This window comes from Pseudomonas sp. 3A(2025) (assembly GCF_054589175.1).
In genome coordinates this window covers 174,877-190,190 of sequence record NZ_BAAILM010000095.1, presented here as the reverse complement: position 1 = coordinate 190,190, position 15,314 = coordinate 174,877, and the positions used below count along the sequence as shown (strand labels likewise).

At 60.0% G+C, this 15,314-nt stretch carries 13 protein-coding genes; all 13 read right to left on the bottom strand.

Features of this window, described 5'->3' with window-relative positions; genetic code table 11:
• Positions 1 to 2: 2 nt before the first annotated feature.
• The 13 genes from ftsB to ACYP2A_RS24325 all read right to left on the bottom strand — a co-directional run bounded on the left by ftsB (position 3) and on the right by ACYP2A_RS24325 (position 15,271).
• The gene (gene ftsB / locus ACYP2A_RS24385) at positions 3 to 281 is read right to left on the bottom strand and encodes a cell division protein FtsB (RefSeq protein WP_459748501.1); all 279 of its coding nucleotides are present in this window, start codon (positions 279 to 281) and stop codon (positions 3 to 5) included.
• A gap of 151 nt (positions 282 to 432) precedes the next feature.
• Positions 433 to 1,725: a phosphopyruvate hydratase gene (eno, locus tag ACYP2A_RS24380; protein WP_459748500.1), complete on the bottom strand. Its 1,293-nt coding sequence runs from the start codon at positions 1,723 to 1,725 to the stop codon at positions 433 to 435.
• 107 nt (positions 1,726 to 1,832) lie between these two features.
• Positions 1,833 to 2,678 (bottom strand): 3-deoxy-8-phosphooctulonate synthase, encoded by an 846-nt coding sequence (gene kdsA / locus ACYP2A_RS24375; RefSeq protein WP_459748499.1) that lies wholly within the window; start codon positions 2,676 to 2,678, stop codon positions 1,833 to 1,835.
• Between the two features lie 17 nt (positions 2,679 to 2,695).
• Complete coding sequence (locus tag ACYP2A_RS24370; protein WP_459748498.1) at positions 2,696 to 4,327, bottom strand: CTP synthase; 1,632 nt, start codon at positions 4,325 to 4,327, stop codon at positions 2,696 to 2,698.
• A gap of 263 nt (positions 4,328 to 4,590) precedes the next feature.
• Entirely contained in the window at positions 4,591 to 5,919 is a 1,329-nt protein-coding gene (gene tilS, locus ACYP2A_RS24365; protein WP_459748497.1) for a tRNA lysidine(34) synthetase TilS, read from the bottom strand.
• 24 nt (positions 5,920 to 5,943) lie between these two features.
• Complete coding sequence (gene accA / locus ACYP2A_RS24360) at positions 5,944 to 6,891, bottom strand: acetyl-CoA carboxylase carboxyl transferase subunit alpha (protein ID WP_459748496.1); 948 nt, start codon at positions 6,889 to 6,891, stop codon at positions 5,944 to 5,946.
• A 114-nt stretch (positions 6,892 to 7,005) separates the two neighbouring features.
• The gene (dnaE, locus tag ACYP2A_RS24355; protein WP_459748495.1) at positions 7,006 to 10,524 is read right to left on the bottom strand and encodes a DNA polymerase III subunit alpha; all 3,519 of its coding nucleotides are present in this window, start codon (positions 10,522 to 10,524) and stop codon (positions 7,006 to 7,008) included.
• 66 nt (positions 10,525 to 10,590) lie between these two features.
• Entirely contained in the window at positions 10,591 to 11,232 is a 642-nt protein-coding gene (gene rnhB, locus ACYP2A_RS24350) for a ribonuclease HII (protein WP_459748494.1), read from the bottom strand.
• A gap of 11 nt (positions 11,233 to 11,243) precedes the next feature.
• Positions 11,244 to 12,383 carry a lipid-A-disaccharide synthase gene (gene lpxB, locus ACYP2A_RS24345; RefSeq protein WP_459748493.1) on the bottom strand — a complete coding sequence of 380 codons (1,140 nt, stop codon included), beginning with the start codon at positions 12,381 to 12,383 and terminating at the stop codon, positions 11,244 to 11,246.
• A gap of 2 nt (positions 12,384 to 12,385) precedes the next feature.
• Positions 12,386 to 13,162, bottom strand: a complete 777-nt coding sequence (gene lpxA / locus ACYP2A_RS24340) for an acyl-ACP--UDP-N-acetylglucosamine O-acyltransferase (RefSeq protein ID WP_459748492.1) — start codon at positions 13,160 to 13,162, stop codon at positions 12,386 to 12,388.
• Positions 13,159 to 13,599, bottom strand: coding sequence for a 3-hydroxyacyl-ACP dehydratase FabZ (gene fabZ, locus ACYP2A_RS24335; RefSeq protein ID WP_056834957.1), 441 nt, complete (start codon positions 13,597 to 13,599; stop codon positions 13,159 to 13,161). The genes lpxA and fabZ overlap by 4 nt, the downstream gene beginning before the upstream one ends.
• Before the next feature lie 110 nt (positions 13,600 to 13,709).
• Positions 13,710 to 14,765, bottom strand: coding sequence for a UDP-3-O-(3-hydroxymyristoyl)glucosamine N-acyltransferase (lpxD, locus tag ACYP2A_RS24330; RefSeq protein ID WP_459748491.1), 1,056 nt, complete (start codon positions 14,763 to 14,765; stop codon positions 13,710 to 13,712).
• Between the two features lie 2 nt (positions 14,766 to 14,767).
• Positions 14,768 to 15,271 (bottom strand): OmpH/Skp family outer membrane protein, encoded by a 504-nt coding sequence (locus ACYP2A_RS24325; RefSeq protein ID WP_459748490.1) that lies wholly within the window; start codon positions 15,269 to 15,271, stop codon positions 14,768 to 14,770.
• Positions 15,272 to 15,314 lie beyond the last annotated feature (43 nt).

The window sequence follows — 15,314 nt, the reverse complement described above, 5'->3', positions numbered from 1 at the left end:
GCTCAGCGCGCCAACTGATAAAGCGTTTCGCCATCTTTGACCATACCCAGCTCATGGCGGGCACGCTCTTCGACGGTCTCCAGACCTTTTTTCAGCTCCATGACTTCAGCATCCAGCACCCGATTGCGTTCAAGCAGGTTTTGATTCTCGGCATGTTGATCCGCGATCTGCTGGGTCAGGCTGGCCACTTGCGCAAGACTTCCGTTACCTACCCACAGTCGATATTGCAGACCGCCAAGTAACAACAGCAGGACGAGAAACAACCAGTAAGGACTGCGCATTTAAATATCAGTGACCCGGTAATGAGGCGGCAGCGCCAGAAACATAGCAACCAACGGCATTGAGCCTGACAAAGGCCAGGCTCAATAAGCACAACATCGGCATCAACCTGCACAGACCGCGTGCAGGCCCTGCCGTTTTACCATCTATGGCTTAGCCGCGAAACTCTGCACGACCGCGATAAACAGCCTTGGAGCCCAATTGCTCTTCGATACGCAGCAGTTGGTTGTACTTCGAGACGCGGTCGGAACGGCACAGAGACCCTGTCTTGATCTGGCCAGCAGCAGTACCCACGGCCAGGTCGGCAATGGTCGAATCTTCGGTTTCACCGGAACGGTGCGAGATCACTGCAGTGTAACCGGCAGCCTTGGCCATCTGAATGGCTTCCAGCGTCTCGGTCAGGGTACCGATCTGGTTGAACTTGATCAGGATCGAGTTGGCGATGTTCTTCTCGATGCCTTCTTTCAGGATCTTGGTGTTGGTCACGAACAGGTCGTCGCCCACCAGTTGCACCTTGTCGCCGATCTTGTCGGTAAGGATTTTCCAGCCAGCCCAGTCGGACTCGTCCAGGCCGTCTTCGATCGAGATGATCGGGTAACGGCTGGCCAGACCTGCCAGATAGTCGGCAAAACCGGCGGCGTCGAAGGACTGGCCTTCGCCGGACAGGTTGTACTTGCCGCCTTCTTCATAGAACTCGCTGGCGGCGCAGTCCAGTGCCAGGGTCACGTCGGTGCCCAGGGTGTAACCGGCATTGGCTACCGCTTCGGCGATGGCGCTCAGGGCGTCTTCGTTGGAAGCCAGGTTTGGCGCGAAACCACCTTCGTCACCCACGGCAGTGTTCAGGCCGCGGGCCTTCAGTACAGCCTTGAGGTGATGGAAAATCTCGGTGCCCATGCGCAGCGCGTCGGAGAAGGTCTTGGCGCCAACCGGCTGAACCATGAACTCTTGAATGTCGACGTTGTTATCGGCGTGCTCGCCACCGTTGATGATGTTCATCATCGGCACCGGCATCGAGTAGACGCCCGGGGTGCCATTGAGGTTGGCGATGTGCGCGTACAGCGGCAGGTCCTGATCCTGAGCCGCGGCCTTGGCAGCCGCGAGGGACACAGCGAGGATGGCGTTAGCGCCCAGGCTACCTTTGTTTTCAGTACCGTCGAGGGCAATCATCGCCTGGTCCAGCGCTTTCTGGTCGACCGGGTCTTTGCCCAGCAGCAGGTCGCGAATAGGGCCGTTGATATTGGCTACCGCTTTGAGAACACCTTTACCCAGGTAACGGCTCTTGTCGCCATCACGCAGCTCGAGCGCTTCGCGCGAGCCGGTCGAAGCACCGGATGGCGCACAGGCCGAACCGATGATGCCATTGTCGAGAAGCACGTCAGCTTCGACAGTGGGGTTGCCACGGGAGTCGAGAACTTCACGACCTTTGATGTCGACGATTTTTGCCATTGTTGTGAACACTCCAAGATTGACGTAAACGACACAGCAGGGAAAAACGGGTGGCGCCCGACCGAAAACCGGCAGGACCGGGCGCGCACTTTACCGCAGAGCCGGACTTAGGCGGTCTCTACGGGCGCAAAACTTTTCACCAGATCATCCAGGGCCTTGAGCTGGGTCAGGAACGGCTCCAGCTTGTCCAGACGCAGGGCGCAAGGACCATCGCATTTGGCGTTGTCAGGGTCCGGGTGCGCTTCCAGGAACAACCCGGCCAGACCTTGCGACAGACCAGCCTTGGCCAGTTCCAGCACCTGGGCACGGCGACCGCCGGCCGAATCGGAGCGACCGCCCGGCATTTGCAGGGCATGGGTCACGTCGAAGAACACCGGGTACTCGAACTGCTTCATGATGCCGAAGCCGAGCATGTCGACCACCAGGTTGTTGTAGCCGAAGCTCGAACCACGCTCGCAGAGGATCAACTGCTCGTTACCCGCCTCTTCGCACTTGGTCAGGATGTGTTTCATTTCCTGAGGCGCGAGAAACTGGGCTTTCTTGATGTTGATCACGGCACCGGTCTTTGCCATCGCCACGACCAGATCGGTCTGACGCGACAGAAAGGCCGGCAACTGGATGATGTCGCACACTTCGGCCACCGCAGCGGCCTGGTGCGGTTCATGCACATCGGTGATCAGCGGCACATTGAAGGTGCGCTTGATCTCTTCGAAAATGCGCAAGCCCTCTTCCAGCCCCGGCCCCCGATAGGAATTGATCGAGGAGCGATTGGCCTTGTCGAAACTGGCCTTGAACACGTACGGGATACCGAGTTTCTCGGTAACGCGCACGTATTGCTCGCAGATCTGCATGGCCAGGTCACGGGACTCCAGCACGTTCATGCCGCCGAACAGGACCAGGGGCTTGTCGTTGGCGATCTCGATGGAGCCTACGCGAATGATTTTCTGAGCCATGTACTTGATATCCCGAATCAGGCGTTCTTCTGATGTTGAGCCAGGGCAGCCTTGACGAAACCGCTGAACAGCGGATGCCCGTCACGCGGCGTCGAGGTGAACTCAGGGTGGAACTGGCACGCCACGAACCATGGGTGATCAGCCGCTTCAACCACTTCAACCAGCGCGCCATCACCGGAGCGACCAGAGATTTGCAGGCCGGCCTCGATCAGTTGTGGCAGCAGCTTGTTGTTGACCTCGTAGCGATGACGATGACGCTCGACAATCACATCCTTGGCATAGCAGTCGTGCACCTTGGTGCCCGGCAACAGCTGGCACTCTTGAGCGCCCAGACGCATGGTGCCACCCAGGTCGGAGCTTTCGGTGCGGGTTTCGACCGCACCGGTGGCATCTTCCCACTCGGTGATCAGGCCCACGACCGGATGTGCGACGGTACGGTCGAACTCGGTAGAGTTGGCGTCTTTCCAGCCCAGCACGTTACGTGCGAACTCGATGACCGCCACTTGCATGCCCAGACAGATACCCAGGTAAGGGACCTTGTTTTCGCGGGCGAATTGTACGGCAGTGATCTTGCCTTCGACACCGCGCAGACCGAAGCCGCCCGGCACCAGAATCGCGTCGACACCTTCGAGCAGGCCAGTGCCCTGGTTCTCGATGTCTTCGGAGTCGATGTAGCGCAGATTGACCTTGGTGCGGTTGGTGATACCGGCGTGGCTCATGGCCTCGATCAGCGATTTGTACGCATCGAGCAGCTCCATGTACTTGCCGACCATGGCGATGGTCACTTCATGCTCTGGGTTGAGCTTGGCGTCGACTACCGCGTCCCATTCGGACAGATCGGCGCCGCCGCATTGCAGGCCAAAGCGCTCGACGACGAAATCATCCAGGCCCTGAGCATGCAGGATGCCCGGGATCTTGTAGATGGTGTCGGCGTCTTCCAGACCGATGACCGCACGCTCTTCAACGTTGGTGAACTGCGCGATCTTGCGACGCGACGACACGTCGATCGGGTGATCGGAACGGCAGATCAGTACATCAGGCTGCAGGCCGATGGAGCGCAGTTCCTTGACCGAGTGCTGGGTCGGCTTGGTCTTGGTTTCACCCGCAGTGGCGATGTAAGGAACCAGCGTCAGGTGCATCAGCATGGCGCGCTTGGCGCCCACTTCGAAGCGCAGTTGACGAATCGCCTCAAGGAACGGTTGCGACTCGATGTCGCCGACCGTGCCGCCGATCTCGACCAGGGCCACGTCAGCATCGCCGGCGCCCTTGATGATCCGGCGCTTGATTTCGTCGGTGATGTGCGGGATGACCTGAATGGTCGCACCCAGATAATCACCACGGCGCTCCTTGCGCAACACGTGTTCGTAGACACGGCCGGTGGTGAAGTTGTTGTTCTGGGTCATGGTCGTGCGGATGAACCGCTCGTAGTGGCCCAGGTCCAGGTCGGTTTCGGCGCCGTCGTGGGTGACGAACACTTCACCGTGCTGGAACGGGCTCATGGTGCCCGGGTCGACGTTAATGTAGGGGTCCAGCTTGAGCATGGTGACCTTAAGTCCCCTCGCCTCCAGGATGGCCGCCAATGAAGCTGAGGCAATGCCTTTCCCCAATGAAGAAACAACACCGCCCGTGACGAAGATGAAGCGCGTCATGAAAAACCCTAGAAGTCTGCGTTAAAGCGGTCAGAGCCGCCGGGGAAAGCGAAGGAAGGCCGAAGCCCCCGATTGCCCACCAGGTTCACAATGCATGCCTGAAACTGCTGCGTTGAAACCGACTGGCCATAGGCCTGTCCATTGCGCCACACGTTAAAAGATTGCCCCGTAAACACGGGTTGAAAATCGGCAACTTGAGTCAATTGGAAACCACTGACACAAGCTGTATCAAGAAGGGAGCGTAGTCTACCGGAAAGGGCCTATCAGCTCAAACATTGGTCGCTCGTCGGCGCACTCCAGCACAACTGCGCACCTTTTTCGCCCACGCGGTCCAGCCCTGACAGATTGGCCACCGCCACCAGGCGACCGCCCTGAAACAGCAGTGGCAGACGCGTGCGGACAAAACCCGGCAGTTTTTTTTCGTTGAACAGCCGCTTCAGATCACGCTGCCCGCGTCCGGGTACGCTCATGACTTCCCCGCCCTGGCGATAGCGTATTTCAAACGTTCCTTGCGGCACTTCGCCTGAAAAACCCAGTACGCCATTGCCGGGCAAGACCTGCGGTTGCGTCAAGTCGTGCCAGACAGATACGCCGCAAGGCTGATGCAACCAGTCACCCGCCAGCCAGAACATATGTTCGCCTGCCCGATGCAACTCGCCATCGGCCAGACGCCAGACGGGATGCGCCGAAGGCTGGGCGTCGCGCAGGTCTTTCCAGCCGGCCCAATGATCGGTGTCCGGCAGCCGGGTCAATGACGCCAGCCAGTGGCGCAGGGCATTACGCTGACGTGCCTCGGAAAGTCCGGCCAGCGGCGCCATGGCCAGCACCGGCAGAACAAGCCAGGAAAAAAGGCCGATGTCACACGAACGCGCATCTGCCAGATCTTCGACCGCCAGCTCATCGAGCAATTGCTGAGCCTCGCCCAGATGCGCCGCACTGCGCGCCAGGCTGGTCTGCGCCTGCGGCCAGCGTGCCTGCAACAGCGGCAGCACCTGAGCGCGCAGAAAGTTGCGCGAGTAATGCGTGTCCTGATTGCTCGGATCCTCGACCCAACTCAGGCTATGTCGCTGCGCATAGCCTTCAAGCTCCGAGCGAGAGACGCCCAACAACGGGCGCAGCAGACTGCCCTGTCCTAACGCCCGATGCGGCGCCATGGCCGCCAGACCGCGCACGCCGGCACCACGTAACAGACGAAACAGCAACGTTTCGGCCTGATCGTCGCGATGCTGGGCCACAAGCAACCATTCACCCGCCCCCAGCACATGCGTAAACGCGGCATAGCGTGCCTGACGCGCCGCCTCTTCAAGGCTGGCGCCGCTGCGCACCTGAACCTTTTCTACGCGCAAGGGCACGCCCAGCGCCATGCAGACCTGGCGACAATGCTCAGGCCAGGCGTCAGCCGTCGCTTGCAAACCGTGATGGACATGAATGGCATGAATCGGCGGGAGTGGCTGGCGCTTTGAAAGTGCGACCAGCAGGTGCAGCAGGACAGTGGAATCCAGACCACCGGAGAACGCGACATGCAAGGCAGGCGCCGCGTCAGCCCCCGACAGCGCCCGAGCGAGGGCGACGTATAACGCGTGATCGCTCATGACACGGTCGGGGGCAACGTCATGTCAGACGCCGTAGCTCATCAGACGCTCATAACGGCGCGCCAGTAATGCAGCACTGTCGAACTTCTTCAGCGAGTCCAGCTGGCCTAGCAACTCTTCGCGGATCAGCGCGGCAGCGGCCGCCGGATCACGGTGCGCGCCACCCAGTGGCTCGTTGATCACCTTGTCGACGATACCCAGGCCCTTCAGGCGTTCGGCGGTGATACCCATGGCCTCAGCGGCGTCCGGCGCCTTCTCGGCGGTTTTCCACAGAATCGACGCGCAACCTTCCGGCGAAATCACCGCATAGGTCGAATACTGCAGCATGTTCAACTGGTCGCAAACACCGATGGCCAGTGCGCCGCCAGAACCGCCTTCACCGATCACAGTGGCAATGATCGGGGTTTTCAGACGCGCCATGACGCGCAGGTTCCAGGCAATCGCTTCGCTCTGGTTGCGCTCTTCGGCGTCGATCCCGGGGTAAGCCCCCGGCGTATCGATGAAGGTCATGATCGGCATCTTGAAACGCTCGGCCATTTCCATCAGACGGCAGGCCTTGCGGTAGCCTTCCGGACGCGGCATGCCGAAGTTGCGACGTACCTTCTCGCGGACTTCACGGCCTTTCTGGTGACCGATCACCATCACGGGCTGATCATCCAGGCGTGCCACACCGCCGACAAGGGCAGCGTCATCGGCAAAGTGCCGGTCGCCGTGCAGCTCGTCGAATTCGGTAAAGATGTGCTCGATGTAGTCCAGGGTATAAGGACGACGCGGGTGACGCGCCATCCGTGCGATCTGCCAGCTGGTCAGGTTGCCGAAGATGCTTTCGGTAAGCGTATTGCTCTTGTCCTGCAGTCGGGAGATCTCGTCGCTGATGTTCAGCGAGTTGTCATTGCCTACCAGGCGCAGCTCTTCGATCTTGGCTTGCAAGTCAGCGATAGGCTGTTCGAAATCGAGAAAATTCGGGTTCATAGGCATCCGTCTTGGGTCGACGGCCAAGAGGCCGGCCGGTTGATCTGTAAAAGCGCCCCACCATACGGAAGGGGCGCTTTCAGGTCGAGGTTAAAAACTCGCTACTTTAAGCGCTTAACGATACTGGAGGAAGACGTTCTGCTTGCCGAACTGGTCACGCAACGCCTGAATCAGGCTGTCGGCAGGGTCGATTCTCCAGCTGTCGCCAAACTGCAATATCGCCTGGGCATCCAGCCCTGTGTAATCGAGGGTCACCGGGCAGGCACCGCGATGGCGCTTGCACAGATCCCCCAACCAGCGCAGCCGGTCGCCCTTGAGGGCGTCGGTATCCACCGTCACGCGCAGGCTTTCGGCAAGACCGGTACGGGCATCTTCGATGCTCATGACGCGCTTGGCACGCAAGCGCAGGCCACCGGAGAAATCATCGTTACTGACCTCACCTTCGACCACCACGATAGCATCGGTCTGCAACAGCGACTGAGCGGCGTGAAACGCCTCGGCAAACAGCGAGGCTTCGATACGCGCAGAACGGTCGTCCAGGGTAATGAACCCCATCTTGTCGCCCTTCTTGTTTTTCATCACCCGCAAGGCAATCACCAGCCCCGCCACGGTCTGCGTATCGCGCGCCGGCTTCAAGTCGATGATGCGCTGACGGGCAAACCTGCGTATCTCACCTTCGTATTCATCGATCGGGTGGCCGGTCAGGTACAGGCCCAGGGTTTCTTTCTCACCGCGCAGGCGTTCCTTGAGGGTGATCTCGCGGGTCTTGCGATGGTTGGCATAGACATCGGCGTCTTCGGCTTCGAACAGACCACCAAACAGGTCGCTGTGCCCGCTGTCGCGGCTGCGCGCAGTCTGTTCGGCCGACTGGATGGCTTCTTCCAGCGCGGTCAGCAACACCGAGCGGTTACGGTCGATGTTGGCCTGATACGCCTTGGGTTCCAGCTCGAAATACGGCCCCAGACGGTCCAGCGCACCGCTGCGAATCAGGCCATCGAGGGTTCGCTTGTTGACCCGTTTGAGATCGACCCGCGCACAGAAGTCGAACAGGTCCTTGAAAGGCCCGTTACGACGCGCTTCGGTAATCGCCTCTACCGGGCCCTCACCCACGCCCTTGATCGCACCCAGACCGTAGATGATCCGTCCGTCGTCACTGACCGTGAACTTGAACTCGGACATGTTCACGTCCGGCGCATCCAGGCGCAGCTTCATGCTGCGCACTTCTTCGATCAGGGTCACGACCTTGTCGGTGTTGTGCATGTCCGCCGACAGCACCGCCGCCATGAACGGCGCCGGGTAGTGCATTTTCAGCCAGGCGGTCTGGTAAGAGACCAGACCATAGGCGGCCGAGTGAGACTTGTTGAAGCCGTAGCCGGCGAATTTTTCTACCAGATCGAAGATGTTGCCTGCCAGATCCGGCTCGATGTTGTTGTTCTTGCAACCCTCAATGAAACCGCCACGCTGCTTGGCCATTTCTTCGGGCTTTTTCTTGCCCATGGCGCGGCGCAGCATGTCGGCGCCACCCAGGGTGTAGCCGGCCATGACCTGGGCAATCTGCATCACTTGTTCCTGATACAGAATGATGCCGTAGGTCGGTGCCAGAACGGGCTTGAGGCCTTCGTACTGATAATCGGGGTGCGGATAGGCCAGCTCTGCGCGGCCGTGCTTACGGTTGATGAAGTCATCGACCATGCCCGATTGCAGGGGCCCCGGACGAAACAGGGCCACCAGTGCGATCAAGTCTTCCAGGCAGTCGGGCTTGAGCTTTTTGATCAGCTCTTTCATGCCTCGCGATTCAAGCTGGAACACCGCCGTGGTCTCGGCGCGCTGTAACAGTTCGTAGGTCGGCTTGTCGTCCAGCGGAATAAAGGCGATATCCAGCGGCGCCTTGTCTTCCTTGGCCCGCTCACGGTTGATGGTGTCCAGCGCCCAGTCGATGATCGTCAGGGTCCGCAGGCCGAGGAAGTCGAACTTCACCAGACCCGCCGCCTCGACGTCGTCCTTGTCGAACTGGGTCACCAGACCGTCGCCGGCCTCGTCGCAATAAATGGGTGCAAAGTCGGTCAGTTTGGTTGGCGCGATCACCACGCCACCGGCGTGTTTGCCGACGTTACGCACCACACCCTCGAGCTTGAGCGCCATTTCCCAGATTTCGGCCGCTTCTTCGTCGTTCTTGAGGAAGTCGCGCAGAATCTCTTCCTGCTCGAAGGCCTTCTCCAGCGTCATGCCGACTTCAAAAGGAATCATCTTCGACAAGCGATCGGCCAGCCCATAGGACTTGCCCTGCACGCGCGCCACGTCGCGCACCACCGCCTTGGCCGCCATGGAACCGAAGGTGATGATCTGGCTGACCGCGTTGCGGCCATATTTCTCGGCCACGTATTCGATGACGCGGTCGCGGCCGTCCATGCAGAAGTCGACGTCGAAGTCGGGCATCGAAACCCGCTCGGGGTTAAGAAAGCGCTCGAACAGCAGGTCGTATTCCAGCGGATCGAGGTCGGTGATCTTCTGCACATAGGCCACCAGCGATCCGGCACCCGACCCCCGGCCCGGGCCTACCGGCACGCCGTTGTTCTTGGCCCACTGGATGAAGTCCATCACGATCAGGAAGTAACCGGGAAAGCCCATCTGGATGATGATATCCAGCTCGAAATTCAACCGGTCGACATACACCTGCCGGCGTTCTTCATAGTTTTCCGAGTCTTTGGGCAGCAGCACCTGAAGACGTTCTTCAAGCCCGTCGAAAGAGACCTTGCGAAAGTATTCGTCGATGGTCATGCCATCGGGGATCGGGAAATTGGGCAAAAAGTGCGTGCCCAGCTTGACGTCGATGTTACAGCGCTTGGCGATCTCGACGGTGTTTTCCAGCGCCTCGGGCAGGTCACTGAACAGCGCGGCCATTTCTTCCGCACTTTTGAGGTACTGCTGATCGCTGTAATTGCGCGAGCGGCGCGGGTCGTCCAGCGCCCGGCCTTCGCCGATGCACACGCGGGTTTCGTGGGCGGCAAAGTCTTCTTCGCGGATGAAGCGCACATCGTTGGTCGCCACCAGCGGCGCGCCATGGCGATCGGCCAGGGCAACGGCGGCATGCACGTGCTCTTCGTCGTTGACGCGGTTGGTGCGCTGCAACTCGATGTAGAAGCGGTCGGGGAATACCGCCATCCACTCACGCAACAACTGGTCGGCCTCATCGGCATTGTTGCCGAGCAGGGCCATGCCGATCTCGCCCTCTTTGGCCGCCGACAGCGCGATCAGGCCTTCGCTGGCCTGGGCCACCCACTCGCGCTCGACGATCACAAAGCCATTGCGCTGGCCTTCGGTGAAGCCACGGGAAATCAGCTCGGTCAGGTTGCGATAGCCCAGCGGGTTCATCACCAGCAGGCTCAGGCGGCTCAACGGTGCATCGGCATTCTTGCCGGCCAGCCACAGGTCGGCGCCGCAGATCGGCTTGATGCCGGCCCCTTGCGCCGCCTTGTAGAACTTGACCAGCGAGCACATGTTGCCCTGATCGGTGACGGCGACCGCCGGCATGTTCATGCCCGTCAGCGCCTTGACCAGCGGTTTGACCCGGACCAGCCCGTCGACCAGGGAGTATTCGGTGTGCAGGCGCAGATGAACGAAAGAAGCCGACATGAAGATCCTATAACGCTGGAACACGAAAAACGAAGATCGGGATTGTACCCAGCCAGGCTTGAAACGTCAGTCCTGCAGCAAGCCCTTGGGTACGCCGGGTGCTGTGGCGGCAACGGCCTCCCAGGCGGCGCGCACCGGGGCGAAAGAGCGCCGATGGATCGGCGTTGGCCCCAGACGCGCCAGCGCTTCCAGATGAACGGGGGTCGGATAGCCTTTGTGCCCACCCATGCCGTAGCCAGGATAGATCAGCTCGAAGGCGGCCATTTCCCGGTCGCGGCTGACCTTGGCCAGAATCGAAGCAGCTGCAATCGCCGGCACCTTGGCATCGCCCTGCACTACCGGCGCCGACGGCACCGACAGTTTCGGGCAGCGATTGCCATCGATCAGCGCCAGTTTTGGCGTGATGCTCAGGCCCTCGACAGCGCGCTGCATGGCCAGCATGGTGGCATGCAGAATATTCAAGCTGTCGATTTCTTCGACCTCGGCACGAGCGATGTACCAGCACAGGGCTTTTTCACGAATTTCGTCGAAGAGTTTTTCGCGACGCGCCTCGGTCAGTTTCTTCGAGTCGTTCAGGCCAAGAATCGGCCGGGCCGGGTCGAGAATCACCGCAGCGGTGACCACCGGACCACACAATGGACCACGTCCGACTTCATCGACACCGGCAACCAGCTCTTCGACGAGGGTGAAATCCAGGCCCATTTGCATTGTTCGTACACTCACAGAGAAGAAGGGCGGCCGATCAGTGCCAGCACGGCGTCAGCAGCCTGGTTGGAGGCATCGCGACGCAGCGTGCGATGAATCGCATCGAAACCCTCGGTCTGCGCCTGGCCGTTATCGATCAGCGGCAGTATTTCGCCCGCCAGCGCTTCTGGCGTCGCCGCATCCTGAAGCAACTCGGGGACCAGCCCACGATCGGCCAACAGGTTGGGCAGCGAGACATAAGGGCTCTTGACCAGGCGCTTGAGAATCCAGAAGGTCAACGGTGCCATGCGGTAGGCAACCACCATCGGACGCTTGTACAGCAGCGCCTCCAGTGTGGCGGTCCCCGAGGCGATCAACACCGCGTTGCACGCCGCCAATGCCAGATGCGAGCCGCCGTCCAGCAGCGTGACGGGCAGGTCGCGGCCTTGCAGCAACTGCTCGATCTGCACGCGCCGCTGCGGGCTGGCGCAAGGCAGCACGAAACGCAGTTCGGGCCGCTCGGCCAGCAAGCGTTGTGCGGCATCGAAAAACAGCGCACCCAGACGCCCGACTTCACCGCCACGACTGCCGGGCATCAGCGCAACCAGCGGACCATCGCCCAACCCAAGTTGCGCCCGTGCCGCCGCGCGGTCCGAGTCCAGCGCAATGGTGTCGGCCAGCGGATGCCCGACAAAACGCACCGGCACGCCCTTCTCTTCATAGAAGCGCGCCTCGAACGGCAGCAGGGTCAGCATCAGGTCGCAGCCTTCGCGAATTTTCAGCACCCGCTTCTGTCGCCAGGCCCAGACCGACGGGCTGACGTAGTGCACGGTCTTGATGCCTGCACGGCGCAATTGCAGTTCGATATTGAGGGTGAAATCCGGCGCATCGATGCCGATGAATACATCCGGTCGCTCGGCGATCAGGGCCGCGATCAGCTCCTTGCGCCGACCCAGCAACTCACGCAAACGCCCCAGCACTTCGACCAGACCCATGACCGACAAGCGCTCCATGGGAAAGTACGAGGCCATGCCTTCGGCTTCCATGAGCGGTCCGCCAACGCCAATGAATGTGGCATCCGGATGACGCGCCTTGATTGCACGCATCAGGCCGGCACCAAGAATATCACCGGACGCTTCGCCGGCGACCAGGGCGATACGCAATGAATCGCCCATGGTCAGCGGGTGATGCCGCGGGTCGAGGACTGGATCGACTGGAGAAAGATAGCCACCTCAGGAAATGCAGCCGCAGGCTCAGTGAGCTGGACAATCGCCTGATCGACGGTCAGACCCTGACGGTAAACCGTCTTGTAGGCCTTGCGCAGCGCCTGAATGGCTTCTTCGGAGAAACCACGACGGCGCATGCCCTCGAAGTTCATGCTGCGCGCTTCGGCAGGATTACCGAACACCGTGACGAACGCCGGTACATCCTTGCCAATCGCCGTGCCCATGCCGGAAAAGCTGTGGGCGCCGATATGGCAATGCTGATGCACCAGGGTATAGCCGGACAGGATCGCCCAGTCATCGACGTGCACGTGACCGGCCAATGCCGTGTTATTGACCAGGATGCAGTGGTTGCCGATTACGCTGTCATGGCCGATGTGGGCATAGGCCATGACCAGGTTGTGGTCGCCCAGCGTGGTTTCGGCGCGGTCCTGAATGGTACCGCGATGAATGGTCACCCCTTCACGAATCACGTTGTGATCGCCAATCACCAGGCGCGTCTCTTCACCCTTGTACTTGAGGTCAGGGGTGTCTTCACCTACCGAGGAAAACTGGTAGATACGGTTATGACGACCGATGCACGTCGGGCCGCGCACAATTACGTGGGGACCGATCACTGTACCCTCGCCAATTTGCACACCGGCTCCGATGATCGACCAGGGGCCGACCTCAACGTTGTCGGCCAGTACGGCCGTCGGATCGATGATTGCGCGAGGGTCAATCAAACTCATAGCTTGCGTTCCGCACAGATGATTTCAGCGGAGCAAACCGACTTGCCGTCAACCGAGGCCTTGCACTCGAACTTCCAGATCTGGCGCTTGCAGCTGACGAACCTGGCCTCAAGCAGCAACTGGTCGCCCGGCACCACTGGCTGACGAAAACGCAGTTTGTCCGAACCAACGAAGTAGTAGAGAGTGCCATCGGCAGGCTTGGCGTCAAGCATTTTGAAGCCCAGGATGCCGGCAGCCTGAGCCATGGCCTCAATGATCAGTACGCCCGGCATGATCGGATGCTGGGGAAAATGGCCATTGAAGAAAGGTTCGTTGACGCTGACATTCTTGTAGGCGCGAATAGTCTTGCCCTCGATATCCAGCTCTACGACACGATCCACCAACAGGAAAGGGTAACGATGAGGCAAGTATTCGCGTATTTCGTTGATGTCCATCATTTCGAGGGAAAGCCTGTAGTAAAGAGTGAGAATGCGTAACGACTGCACGCACTCTTCTGCAAATCGGGCAGGCGGTCTATCGACCGTACTGACCCGATATGAAAGAGATTTCAGCCATCAGATGAATCATTGGCGTCGCGGGTCACGGTCTCGACGGTTTTTTCCAGCTTTTGCAGGCGTCGCGCCATGTCATCGATCTTGCGCAAGCGCGCTGCGCTCTTGCGCCACTCGGCGGCAGGCTGCATGGCCGTACCCGACGAATAGGAACCCGGCTCGGTGATCGAGTGGGTCACCATGGTCATGCCGGTGATGAATACCCCGTCGCAAATGTCGATATGCCCCACCAGCCCCACACCACCAGCGAGCATGCAGTGCTTGCCGATTCGGGTGCTGCCGGAAATGCCGACGCAAGCCGCCATTGCCGTGTGATCGCCAATCTGCACGTTGTGTGCAATCTGGATCTGGTTGTCCAGCTTCACGCCGTTGCCGATCCGGGTGTCAGCCAGCGCGCCGCGGTCGATGGCGGTGTTCACGCCAATCTCCACATCGTCACCGATGACCACACCGCCGATCTGGGCGATTTTCTGCCAGACACCCTTTTCATTGGCGAAACCAAAGCCTTCCCCGCCCAGCACCGCACCGGACTGAATCACCACACGCTGGCCGATGCGAACATCGTGATACAGCGTGACACGCGAAGCCAGCCAGCCGCCCTCACCGATTTCACTGCGCGCACCGATGAAGCAATGAGCGCCCACAGTCACGCCCGCAGCAATCCGTGCAGCGCTTTCGATGACCGCATAAGGACCGATGCTTGCAGCCGGATCGACATGCGCATCATCGGCCACAATGGCGGTTGGGTGAATTCCGGTCACAGCCTTGGGCTTGGGGTCGAACAGGTGTGACACCCGGGCATAGGCCAGATAAGGATCAGGGACCAGAAGCGCGTCACCGTCGTAGCTGTCGATATCGGCCGGCTTGAGCAGCACGGCGGCAGCGCGGGTTTCGGCGAGAAACTTTCGATACTGCGGGTTGGCCAGAAAACTGACTTGACCGGGCCCTGCCTCTTGCAAGGTAGCAAGCCCGGTAATGTCCTTGTCCTTGTCGCCACGCAGAGTGGCGCCGAGGAACTCGGCCAGCTGGCCGAGCTTGATGGCTGCGCTCATGATTACTTCAGCTGGTTCATGCGCTCGATGACCTGGCGAGTGACGTCATACTGAGGCTTGACGTCGATCACTGCACCACGCTCGAACACCAGATCGAAAGCACCTTTCTTGATGACTTCTTCAACAGCCTGATCCAGCTTCGGCTTGAGCTGCTTGAGCATTTCGCGGTCGGCAGAAGCTTTGGCTTCGTTCAGTTCCTTGGACTGGAACTGATAGTCGCGGGCCTTTTGCTTGAATTCCAGCTCAAGACGCTCGCGCTCTGGCTGAGCCATCTTGTCGCCACCGCTGACCAGACGATCCTGGATGCCCTTGGCGCTGGTTTCCAGACCTTTGAGCTTGGTGACTTGCGGGCCGAATTTTTTCTCGGCGTCCACGGCGTAACGCTTGGCAGCGTCGGATTCCAGCAGGGCCATCTGATAGTTCAGAACGGCAATTTTCAGATCAGCGAAGGCCGGGGTTGCTACCAGTACAGTGGCCAGCAGTGCCAATTGGGTCAACTTACGCACAAATACACTCCTACAAAATTCGTTTTCGTTGCCAGGAGTCAGA